Source organism: Caldichromatium japonicum, assembly GCF_011290485.1.
Classification (GTDB): domain Bacteria; phylum Pseudomonadota; class Gammaproteobacteria; order Chromatiales; family Chromatiaceae; genus Thermochromatium; species Thermochromatium japonicum.
Window position 1 is genome coordinate 2,666,211 of the sequence record NZ_CP048029.1, and the last position, 10,953, is coordinate 2,677,163.

A 10,953-nucleotide genomic window follows, 5' to 3' on the forward strand; every position below is an offset into this window, starting at 1 on the left:
AAGGTATGCATTGCCTACCCTACGCGGGGTGTGCACCGACACGCCAAGACTCATAGACGATCCGCCCGCCGAAGAGCGTCCAGCTCACCCGCCCGCGCAGACGCTGGCCCATGAACGGGGTGTTCTGGCCGCGGCTGATCCACGTCTCGGGGCAGACCGTCCAGTTGACCTGGGGGTCGAAGAGACAAAGGTCAGCCGGGGCTCCGGGGACGATACGCCCGGGTTCGCGCCCTAGGATCTCAGCAGGGCCCGAGCTTAGGCGCTCAATCAGGGTCATGAGGTCCAGCACCCCTTCCTCGACCAGGCGCAACCCCAGGGGCAATAGGGTCTCCAACGCCGAAAGACCAGGCGCAGTCTCAGGGAAGGGGGCGAGCTTGGCATCCAGCTCATGCGGTTGATGGTCCGAACAGATGGCGCCCAAGATCCCCTCGGCCACGCCCTGACGCAGGGCCGCGCGATCGGCGGCAGTGCGCAGGGGGGGGATCAGGTGACAGTTGGCGTCAAATGTCGCGACATCCTGTTCGGTCAGAAAAAGCTGATGCATGGCGACATCACCGCTGACCGCGATGCCGCGCGCACGCGCCTCGGCGAGCATTTCCACCCCGCGCGCCGTTGAGAGCCGCTGGAAATGGATGCGCGCCCCCGTCTGCTCGGCGAGCACCAGGGCGCGCGCCAGGACCACGGTCTCGGCGGATTCGGGAATCCCCGGCAACCCAAGGCGCGTGCTCACCACCCCCTCATGAGCGCACCCACCGGCAGCCAGATCGGGGTCCAAAGGGAGCAAAAAGACCGGAAGAGCAAAGGTCGCGGCATATTCGAGCGCCCGGCGCAGGACCTGGGTGTCGCGGATCGGCTGATCGGCCTGACTGAGGACCAGGCAACCGGCCTGCTTGAGCGCGGCCATTCCGGCAAGCGTCTGGCCCTCGAGCCCTTGGGTCAGGGCACCGATCGGCAAGACCCGCGCCAAGGCATGGCGTTTGGAGATCTGATGGATCAAACGGGCGACGGCGGGGGTATCGATCACCGGGTGGGTATCCGGCGGGCAGCAAAGGGTGGTCACCCCCGAGGCCGCCGCCGCACGCACCTCGCTGGCGATGGTCGCCTTGTGCTCATCGCCTGGTTCGCGCACCCGCGCGCATAGGTCCACAAACCCCGGACAGACGATCTGCCCGCGTGCATCCAGGATGCGGTCAGGCCTGAACCCCTCTGGCGGGGCATCGAGCGCCAGGACCCGTCCGCCGGCGATATGCAGATCCAGCACCCGGTCCAGACGGCTGACCGGATCGAGCAGACGCCCGCCGCGGATGGTCAGGCGCGGGGCCTCAAGCATGGCCTGACCCCCTCTGAGTCTCGACCGCACGCATCTATTTTGACCCCTGAGATCCGAGACACATGGCCATCACCGCCATGCGCACGGCGATGCCATTGGTCACCTGTTCGAGGATGACCGAACGCCGCCCGTCGGCCACGGCAGAATCCATCTCGACCCCACGGTTGATAGGGCCTGGGTGCATCACGATGGCATCCGGCTTGGCCGCCTTCATGCGCTCCTCGGTCAGGCCGAAGAGCTGAAAATACTCGTGCTCACTTGGCAGCAGGGCGCTACTCATTCGTTCGCGCTGTAATCTTAACATGATGATCACATCGACATCGCGGATCCCCTCGGCCAGGTCGTAATAGGCACTGACCCCGAATGCCTCCTCGACCTTGGCCGGCAAGAGGGTCCGCGGGGCGATGACACGGATATCAGGCACGCGCAGGGTCTTCAAGGCGAGCATCTGCGAGCGCGCCACCCGCGAATGCAGGATGTCGCCAACGATGGCGACGCGAAGATGATCAAACCCCCCCTTGTGCCGGCGGATAGTAAACATGTCGAGCAGGGCCTGGGTCGGATGGGCGTGGCGCCCATCGCCGGCATTGATGATGCTGACATGGGGTGCGGCATGGGCGGCCATGAAGTGCGCGGTCCCGCTCTCGGCATGGCGCACCACGAACATATCGACATGCATGGCCTCGAGGTTGCGCAGGGTATCGAGCAGGCTCTCGCCCTTGGCCGTCGCCGAGGTCGAGATATTGAGGTTAAGTACATCGGCAGACAGCCGTTTGGCCGCTAGCTCGAAGGTGGTGCGGGTACGGGTGCTGGTCTCGAAAAAGAGATTGGCCACCACCTTGCCGCGGCAGAGGGGGACCTTCTTGACCGCCTGCTGGGCCACCCCCAAAAAGCCCTCCGCCTGGTCGAGCAGTTCGATCAGGAGCTTGCGGCTTAAGCCCTCGATAGTCAAGAAATGTCTGAGCCGACCTTGGGCGTCGAGCTGCGTATGCAGATGGGTCATCGCCGTTCAGTTCAGCCTCACCCCAAACCTTCTCCTGCGGGGAGAGGGGGCATGATGGACGGATCGCGCCGCACATCGCGGCGGGTGCGCAACAGGACAAGCGGGTTTGGGCCACTGAGCTTGACCTGCTCCCCGGCACCAAAGAACCCCTCAAAGCCGGTGACATCGGCGGCGATCGGCAGCTCGCGCCCATCGCGTGTCACCAGCACCGCCAGGGTCACCGAGGCGGGCCGGCCATAGTCGAAGAGCACATTGAGCGCGGCGCGCACGGTGCGTCCGGTTTGCAGCACATCATCGACCAGGATCAGATGCCGGTCATCGACGCGCACCGGCAGGCGGGAAGGGCGCACCTGGGGATGAACGCCGATACGGGTGAAGTCATCGCGATAAAAGGAGATATCCAGATGGCCAAGCGGCTCGGAGAGCCCCAACAGGCCATGCAGCCGCTCGGCCACCCAGACCCCGCCGGTATGGATACCGATCATCGCCGGGTTCTGCAGACCGCGCCGTTCGAGTTGCCGCGCCAGACAACAGGCCATCTCGTTGATGGCCGACTCGATGGCCGCGCTCTCCTTCCATACCTCAGGCGTATTCACTCAGCCAGGTCTCCAGGATCAGGGCAGCCGCAAGCGCATCCACCGCCTCACGGGTCGGTGGGCGCCGATCCCGTTCGGCCAGTTGCCGCCAAGCTTCGCGCGAGGTCAGGCGTTCATCGATGAGATGGACCGGCAGACCAAAGCGCTCACCCAATTGAGCAGCAAATGCGTGCACCTGGGGCGACCAGTCCATCTCGGTGTCGTCCATGTTAAACGGCAGACCGACGATGAGCGCATGTGGACGCCATTCACGGATCAGCGCCCCGATCCTCAGCCAATCAGGGCCATTACCTTGAGCGCGCAGGGTAATCAGAGGGGTCGCCGAGCGGGTCAGGCCCTGGCCCACCGCAACCCCGATCTTACGGGGCCCGAAATCGAATCCTAAAAAGGTCATCTAGAGATCAGGCGTGACCCGCCTCGCCGCTCATCAGATTCAGATCGACCCCTAGCAACTGGGCCGCGGCCAGCCAGCGGGCGCTGGGGTCCATCTGAAAGATGATCTCGAGGCTCGCTGGGCCATTGAGCCAGGCATTGGCGCTCATCTCGTGCTCGAGCTGACCGCCCGCCCAGCCGGCATAGCCGAGGGCGATCAGGACATGCTCTGGACCCTCCCCCGCAGCGATCGCCTCCAGGATATCGCGCGAGGTGGTGATGCTGATCTCAGGGGTGATGCTGAGGGTTGAATCATAGCTGTAGCCCCCGCTGTGCAGGACGAAGCCGCGATCGGTCTGCACCGGTCCACCCTGATAGATAGGAATCTCCGCCACGCCCGGGCGGTCTGCGGGGATACCGAGCTGGGAGATAAGCGCACCCAAAGTCAGATCCAGGGGGCGATTGATCACGATCCCCATGGCCCCATGCTCGCCATGCTCACAGATATAGGTTACCGTACGCGCAAAATTGGGGTCCAGGAGACCCGGCATGGCGATCAAGAAATGATTGGTGAGTGAGGTCGCGAGTGCCATAAGTTTTAAGTATCCTGATCGACGGGTTTAGAGGCAAGCATTAGCCCTCGTTTGTCGATCCACGCAGCGCACAGGGAGCTACCCTCCATCACTATCGAATACGGCTCATTGCTCCCAACCGAGCACATCGCCGCGCATGAATTGCCAGGTACGCACGATGTCGAGCACGTCGGTCTCAGCGGCGATGTCAGGCGGGAAGGGGGCAAATGGGGCGGACAATTCGACGATTTGGATGGCTGCCTGATCCAAAAGCCCGATCCCCGAAGATCGCACTACGCGGATGCGCTCGACACTGCCATCCTTGCGTACCGCCACATGTAAGACCAGGCTGCCATAAAGACCCTGCTCGCGTGCGGCCTGGGGATAGTTGAGGTTCCCGATCCGCTCGACCTTCTTGGCCCAAGCATCCAGATAGCTCGCATAGCGGAACTCGCGGGTGCTGGCGCTGATCGAACGGCGGCGTTGGCGCTTAGCCCCAGCCTCTGGGGCATGCCCGCTGGTCAGCCGCGCCACCTCTAGGCCCTGGCTAGCGAGGATGCGGGCAGCATCGACCTTGTGCGCTTGAGACTCTTGCGCAGGGGGGGCGGGACTGGGACTGGCAATGGCAGTCAGGATGGACGTAGGTGGCTGAGCGGGCAGTGGCGGGGGCGGTGGAGAAGCTGATGGTGCGGCCTTGTCCGGCGCAGGTATCGAGGCCGTGGCCTCGGGCCCATGGGTCTCTCCCTGATCCTGGCTGGTTTCACCAAAGGCAGAGAAGGCGGCATCCCCGTGCGCCGACTCACCTGCTTGAGAGCGCTGGGCGAGGGCGGATCCGACACCATGATTGGCTTGGCTTGCGCCCCGGTCTTTGAGCAAGACGACCTCTAGACTCGACTCGGATGGTGGCTGGATCTTGGGCCAAGCGAACGAGAGACCAAACAGCAGGGCCAGATGCAACCACACCGCCACCATCAGGGCAAGGACGAAGGGCGTATCCAGATACGCACTGCGCAGTCCAAACGGGATCGAGAGGGCGCTGGCGGGCATGATCCTATGGTGCCACTGGGTCAACGATCGTCACGGCGGCGGATGGGTCCAGGGGCTCGAGGCGTTCAGCCAGTCTAGGCGATACCCACACCTGCCCACCGGCATCGATCAAGAGGACGCGATGCGTTCCCAAGTCAAGGGCGAGACGCTGCCAATCCCGGGGTCCGGCGATGAAGAGCGCGCGTGCAACCACAGTCGCGCGCGTCGCCTCCTGGTCTAACACAGCGACCAGACGCAGACCGCGTGCCGGCTGGCCGGTGCGCGGGTCTAAGAGGTCATGATAACGTTGGCCGCGGTCGATAAATGACCGGTCATATTCAGAAACCGTTGCCAATGCCTCATCGCCGCGTAAGGGCAGGATTGCCAGCACGGATGAGCCCCCGGGATGCAGGATCGGCACCCGCCACGGCTGGCCGCTGCGTTCGCCGAGCGCCCGCTGCTCATAGGGTGTTTGAACGAGGACGTGACGCATCCCCAGCCCTTTGAGACGGTGGATCACGAGATCGATCGCCTGGGCGCGGACGATCGGTGCCAGGTCGAGTAACAGGTTCGGGTCGCTGCTGCGCACCCGCAGTCCGTCGCTCTCGATGGCGCGCAAACTCGGGACATGTCTGACCCAGGCATCGAGCTGACGCTGGCTGGGTGGGTGTTGGTTCGCCGCTGGTTCCCCAGCGAAGCCCCAGAGCCGGGTCAACCCTCCATTGCCCAGATTGACCAGGCCCTCGGTCTCGGACTCGATGATCTGACCGAGGCGGATCAGGCGCAAGACGGAGGGCGGCGGCACAAAGGTCTCGCCGCGGCTCAAGAGCTGATTGACCCGCTGCATATTCTCCCCTTGCGGCGACCACTCGTGTTCGAGTACACCCAGCGCCTGGGCGATGATCCCACGGGCGCGTTCGACCTGGTCCGGGGTCGCACCGACCAGTCTGACCTCGAACTGGGTGCCTAGGGCGCGAAATTGGGCGAGCACCACTGGTGCCCGGTCTTGGCAGGCGCCAAGCAATGCCAGTAACCCCAACAAGACCCCTCGCCCAAGCCGACGGCCCAGGGCGGTCAGCCGATCGCCAGCGAGTGGCCTGCGCATGGGTCTCCTCTCCTGGTGTTTGGCTTGGATATGGCCTTCTGGCCTTAGGAATCTGAATCGCTCAAGGTCTAGAGACAACGCCTCCTCCCTGCAGACGCACCGCGATCCGCTCGAGGAGATCGCCTGCGATGTCCAGCCCACAGGCGGCATCCAGCTCGCGGATACAGGTCGGGCTGGTGATATTGATCTCGGTGAGAAAGTCACCGATGACGTCGAGCCCGGCAAAGAGGACCCCGCGGGCGCGAAGCTTTAGCCCCACCTGTTCGGCGATCCAGCGGTCGCGCGCGCTCAAGGGCCTCGCCTCGCCGCGTGCACCCGCCGCCAGATTGCCGCGGGTCTCGCCGGGCGCAGGGATGCGGGCCAGGCAATAGGGCACAGGTTCGCCATCGACCAGCAAGATGCGTTTATCCCCCTGCTCGATCTCGGGGATGAAGCGCTGGACCATACAGAAGGCCCGCCCGCGGTCGGTGAGGGTCTCGATGACCACATTGAGATTGGGGTCACCCGGCAGTAAACGAAAAACCGAGGCACCGCCCATCCCGTGCAAGGGCTTGATCACGATCGCCCCATGCTCGGCCTGAAACCGATAGATATCCTGAGCTTGGCGGGTGATCAGGGTCGGCGGCGCGCAGTGTGGAAAGGCATGAATGAAGACCTTCTCATTGGCGTCGCGCAGGCTCTGCGGATCATTGACCACCAGACAGCCCGCTTGCTTGGCCCAGTCGAGCACATAGGTGGCATAGACATATTCGATGTCGAAAGGTGGGTCCTTGCGCATCATCAGCACATCCAGCCAGGCCAATGGCCGCTGGACGGGGTCGCCTAGCCGGTACCAATTCAAGGGGTCATCGCAGACCTCGACCGGACGCATCCACCCCCTTGCCTCACCGTCGCGCAGTACAAGGTCGCCGATCTCCAGATACCACAGCGACCAACCGCGGCGCTGGGCGGCTAGCATCATGGCAAAGGTGCTATCCTTTTTAATCTGAATCGACCCGATCGGGTCCATCACAAAGCCGATGCGCTGATTCATGAAACAGCCCCAGTGTCGTTCGACCGTACCGTCATCCGTCGCTTGCATCCCCGGGTTGCTTGCCCCTAGCATTCATCACTGTCCTTGGGTCCAGGGGTGCAAAAAGGCTCGGGCATGCGGCACCGAGGCCATGAAGTATGGCAAATCCTTGTGACCATCGCGTCTTCGGGGGCACAGCGGCGCTGCCATGAGACCCCAGGGCGCCTATGCATTCAGGAGCTGGCATGCCAGATGAATTAGACCTGCGCGGTACCAAGGTCCTGGTCGTCGATGACAGCAAAACCATCCGCCGCAGTGCCGAGATGCTACTCACCAAGGCCGGTTGCGAGGTCCAACTGGCCGAGGATGGCTTCGAGGCGCTGGGCAAGGTCGTCAATTTCAAGCCCGACCTGGTCTTCATCGACATCATGATGCCACGGCTCGATGGTTATCACACCTGCGCCTTGATCAAAAACAACCCGCAGTTCAAGAATACCCCGGTGGTGATGCTATCGAGCAAGGATGGGGTCTTCGATCGTGCCAAGGGGCGACTCGTCGGCGCCCAGCTCTATCTCTCCAAGCCCTTCACCGCTGAAGAGCTGCTGGGGGCCATCCGGACGAGCCTCAATTCCTCCCAGACGACAGACCCGTCATGAGGAACCTGCATCCATGTCGTCCTGGACCCTGATTGCCTTTTATCGCGACCCATCGCGCCTGGTGATGGGTCCGGCCTTGTGCTTCCCGAGCCTGCCATGAGACACCGTCGAGACCAAACCTGCCTGCATCGCGATCTAGGGGCCGCAGCGGTCAGAAACCCCGAGGCCGCTCGTTTGATCCTGATCGTCGATGACTCACCGACCGAGACGCATATCCTGGCCAGTATCCTGAAAAAGGCCGGATACAGCGTCGAGACCGCCAGCAACGGTGAGGAGGGCATCGAGCGTGCCCGCGCCCTGCATCCAGATGTCATCCTGATGGACGTCATCATGCCCGTGCTCAATGGCTACCAGGCGACCCGTTTGTTGCGGCGCGATGCAGCGACCGCCGATATCCCCATCATCATGGTGACGACCAAGGACCTCCAGACCGACCGGACCTGGGGCCTGCGCCAAGGTGCCAACGACTATCTCATCAAACCGGTCGATCCCAAGCTCTTACTCGAACGGATTCAAGCCGTTCTCGAGGGTTCGGCGGATCATGGCTAAAAACCCCCGTATTCGTACTGACCTGCATGCCCTGATCCAAAAGCTTGATGCTCGCTGCCGGGCGCGGGCAGCTGGTCTGCCGGATGAAAACCAGCCGCCGGACAGTTGGAGCGCAGTCCTCTTTCGAGTCGAGCAACACCGCTTCTTGACCCCTTTGGAACAGCTCTCCGAGGTCCTCGAACTCCCCTGGGAGATCACCCGTATCCCCGGAACCAAGCCCTGGTTGCTGGGGGTCGCCAACAATCGCGGTACGCTCTTGCCGATCTATGACCTGGCTGCCTTGATCAGCGGTGGCCCCTCCCTGATCCACAAGCGCCTGCGAGAGGTCGCCTTGGAGCGCCGCCGTGAACAGATGCGTGGGCGCGAACGGGTCCTCGTCGTCCGGCAAGAGGATCTCCCCTGCGGTCTCGCTGTTTCCGAGGCCATCGGCATGCGCTATGTCCAAAACGCTGACCGTGTGGAAGGTCCCTCCGCCGACTGGGGACCGATCAGCCGCTATGTCGATGCCTGCTATCGGCTAGACGGTCAACCGCTGCCTGTCATCCATCTCAAACCGATGATGGCCGACCCCTTGCTGAATGCTGCGCTCAGTTGACTCTGGCCCAGGAGAGTATCGTGCCGTCTTGCCGGCGGCTCTGGACCTCAGCAGGCAGCCAGTCGTGATGACTTTAGGAGTATCCAACGACAATGGATAAAAGCTTTGGCACGCATCTCATCAAGCCCCGGCTGGATGGGTCCAGACTGATCTCGGTATCCGCTCTGGGTCTGTTCGCTTTCTGTTTCGCGGTCCTGGCCATGTTTAGCTACCTGCGCCTGGGTGAGCTTGCCGAGCTCAATATCCGCCAGGGCTTTCTCGCCGCTGAACAACGTTTGCTCATGCAGGATCTGCTGCGCGCCGTCCAAGCGGCGCTTGCCGGCGACATTGAGGCGCTCGACCGGCTGCGCGATGGACGCCAGACCTTTCAGACTCAGTTTCAAGACCTCACCCAAGGGATCGAGGGGGGGATCAATCAAGCGGCGAGCGGGCTTTTGCGCAGGGACCTGCGCAAGATTGAGCAATCATGGGTGCCACTGGCGCGCGGGCTGGATGCCATCCTTTCCAGGCGCGACGCGCTCCTGGCCGCACATAAGCTGGTCAGCGAGACGCGCGAGCAGGTCCCGCGCCTGCGCGAATCGCTGCTGAAGTTCTCAAGACGACTCAGCACCGACAATCTACCCGCCACCCTACTGATTGAGGCCGGTCTGCAGAGCGAGCGGACCCAGCGCCTCGAGGCAGCGCTCGACCGCTATCTGCTCGGCGGTGCCAAGGGCATCCAGGCACTGGGCGAGGTCATCAAGGCGACCGACGACCTCTCGGGTGGGCTGGCGACCTTGCTCGGTGGGGCGCGTGGCCCTGCTGACAGCGCCATGCGCGCGACCCTGGAGGAGATCGCCGAGCGGCTTGCCCGCATCGAGACCCCGGTCAATGAACTGCGCCAACGGTTCGCCGACCTCCAGGCTGCGGGGGCACAACTGACCGACATCAAGACCTCAGCAACAGCGCTCGAGTCCGGGTTGGCCAGTCTCGCCATGAACTACCAAAAGGCAAGCGCGCATTTTCTCTTGTTTGGCATACCCATCGGCACAGGTGCGGTCCTCGTATTCGGCGCCCTCTCGCTCCTCAGCCTGGTTGCCTTGGCCCTGATCATTCTGAGCGAAGCCAAGAACAGCGAGGCAGCCTATCGCGCCCAAACCGAACGCGACGAGCGCGCGATTCTACGTCTTCTGGATGAGCTCAGTACCCTGGCGGATGGCGATCTGACCGTCGAGGCCACGGTGACCGAGGACAAGACTGGTGCGATCGCCGATGCCTTCAACTATGCCATCGAAGCACTGCGTGGGCTGGTCACCACCATCAACCAGACCGCCGCTAAGGTCGCGCGTTCGGCGCAACACAGCCGCAACATCGTCCAGCGCTTGGCCGAAGCGAGCAGCGCCCAGTCGCTTCAGATCACCCAGGCCTCGGCAGCGGTGCAATCGCTCACCGTCCAGATCGACGAGGTGGCGCGCAATGCCATCGAATCCGCCGAGGTCGCCTCGCGCTCGGTCGAGGTCGCCGGGCGCGGCGCCCAAACGGTGCGCGACACCATTCAGGGGATGGATGCCATCCGCGAACAGATCCAGGAGACCGCCAAACGCATCAAGCGCCTGGGTGAGTCCTCGCAAGAGATCGGCGAGATCGTCGAGCTCATCGACGACATCGCCGACCAGACCAACATCCTGGCGCTCAACGCCGCCATGCAGGCGGCCATGGCCGGTGAGGCCGGGCGCGGCTTTGCCGTGGTCGCCGACGAGGTTCAACGGCTGGCCGAGCGCTCGCGCAACGCTACCAAACAGATCGAGGTCCTGGTGCGCACCATCCAGGCCGACACCAATGAGGCAGTGAGCTCGATGGAGGCCAGTACCGCCGGCGTGGTCGAGGGCGCAAACCTGGCCGAGAACGCCGGCGAGGCCCTGCGCGAGATCGAAAACGTCTCAGCCTATATCGCTGAGCTGACCAAACGCATCGCCGAGTCCTCGCAACGCCAGTCGCGCCAGTCGGCTGAGATCAACGAGATGGTCCAATCGATCCGTGCGATCACCGAGGAAAACACCGATGGCACCCGCGATGCAGCCGAGTCGGTCGAGGTCTTGGCCGATCTCGCCGACGAGTTACAAAAATCGGTGGCCGGCTTCCGGTTGCCTTAGGTCGG

At 63.3% G+C, this 10,953-nt stretch carries 12 protein-coding genes; 4 read left to right on the plus strand and 8 right to left on the minus strand.

Annotation, left to right across the window (positions count from 1 at the left end; genetic code table 11):
* Positions 1-19: 19 nt before the first annotated feature.
* The 8 genes from GWK36_RS13040 to gshB all read right to left on the minus strand — a co-directional run bounded on the left by GWK36_RS13040 (position 20) and on the right by gshB (position 7,037).
* The gene (locus tag GWK36_RS13040; RefSeq protein ID WP_166271722.1) at positions 20-1,330 is read right to left on the minus strand and encodes a dihydroorotase; all 1,311 of its coding nucleotides are present in this window, start codon (positions 1,328-1,330) and stop codon (positions 20-22) included.
* 34 nt (positions 1,331-1,364) lie between these two features.
* Positions 1,365-2,333: an aspartate carbamoyltransferase catalytic subunit gene (locus GWK36_RS13045; protein ID WP_166271724.1), complete on the minus strand. Its 969-nt coding sequence runs from the start codon at positions 2,331-2,333 to the stop codon at positions 1,365-1,367.
* A gap of 17 nt (positions 2,334-2,350) precedes the next feature.
* On the minus strand, positions 2,351-2,929 hold the full coding sequence (gene pyrR, locus GWK36_RS13050; RefSeq protein ID WP_246237571.1) for a bifunctional pyr operon transcriptional regulator/uracil phosphoribosyltransferase PyrR: 579 nt from the start codon (positions 2,927-2,929) through the stop codon (positions 2,351-2,353).
* The gene (gene ruvX / locus GWK36_RS13055) at positions 2,916-3,323 is read right to left on the minus strand and encodes a Holliday junction resolvase RuvX (RefSeq protein WP_166271726.1); all 408 of its coding nucleotides are present in this window, start codon (positions 3,321-3,323) and stop codon (positions 2,916-2,918) included. Before ruvX ends, pyrR begins: the two co-directional genes overlap by 14 nt.
* 7 nt (positions 3,324-3,330) lie before the next feature.
* Positions 3,331-3,894 (minus strand): YqgE/AlgH family protein, encoded by a 564-nt coding sequence (locus GWK36_RS13060; protein WP_166271728.1) that lies wholly within the window; start codon positions 3,892-3,894, stop codon positions 3,331-3,333.
* Between the two features lie 105 nt (positions 3,895-3,999).
* Entirely contained in the window at positions 4,000-4,920 is a 921-nt protein-coding gene (locus GWK36_RS13065) for an energy transducer TonB (RefSeq protein WP_166271730.1), read from the minus strand.
* Positions 4,921-4,924: 4 nt separating this feature from the next.
* A complete protein-coding gene (locus tag GWK36_RS13070) occupies positions 4,925-6,004 on the minus strand; it encodes an FAD:protein FMN transferase (RefSeq protein ID WP_166271732.1) in 1,080 nt (359 codons plus the stop codon).
* Between the two features lie 61 nt (positions 6,005-6,065).
* The gene (gene gshB, locus GWK36_RS13075) at positions 6,066-7,037 is read right to left on the minus strand and encodes a glutathione synthase (RefSeq protein WP_166272731.1); all 972 of its coding nucleotides are present in this window, start codon (positions 7,035-7,037) and stop codon (positions 6,066-6,068) included.
* A 224-nt stretch (positions 7,038-7,261) separates the two neighbouring features.
* On the opposite strand from gshB, the gene GWK36_RS13080 reads away from it, so the two are divergent.
* The 4 genes from GWK36_RS13080 to GWK36_RS13095 all read left to right on the plus strand — a co-directional run bounded on the left by GWK36_RS13080 (position 7,262) and on the right by GWK36_RS13095 (position 10,948).
* Positions 7,262-7,672: a response regulator gene (locus GWK36_RS13080; protein ID WP_166271734.1), complete on the plus strand. Its 411-nt coding sequence runs from the start codon at positions 7,262-7,264 to the stop codon at positions 7,670-7,672.
* 96 nt (positions 7,673-7,768) lie between these two features.
* Entirely contained in the window at positions 7,769-8,221 is a 453-nt protein-coding gene (locus GWK36_RS13085) for a response regulator (protein WP_166271736.1), read from the plus strand.
* Entirely contained in the window at positions 8,214-8,816 is a 603-nt protein-coding gene (locus GWK36_RS13090) for a chemotaxis protein CheW (protein WP_166271738.1), read from the plus strand. The genes GWK36_RS13085 and GWK36_RS13090 overlap by 8 nt, the downstream gene beginning before the upstream one ends.
* Before the next feature lie 92 nt (positions 8,817-8,908).
* On the plus strand, positions 8,909-10,948 hold the full coding sequence (locus tag GWK36_RS13095) for a methyl-accepting chemotaxis protein (RefSeq protein WP_166271741.1): 2,040 nt from the start codon (positions 8,909-8,911) through the stop codon (positions 10,946-10,948).
* The last annotated feature ends 5 nt before the right edge of the window (positions 10,949-10,953 follow it).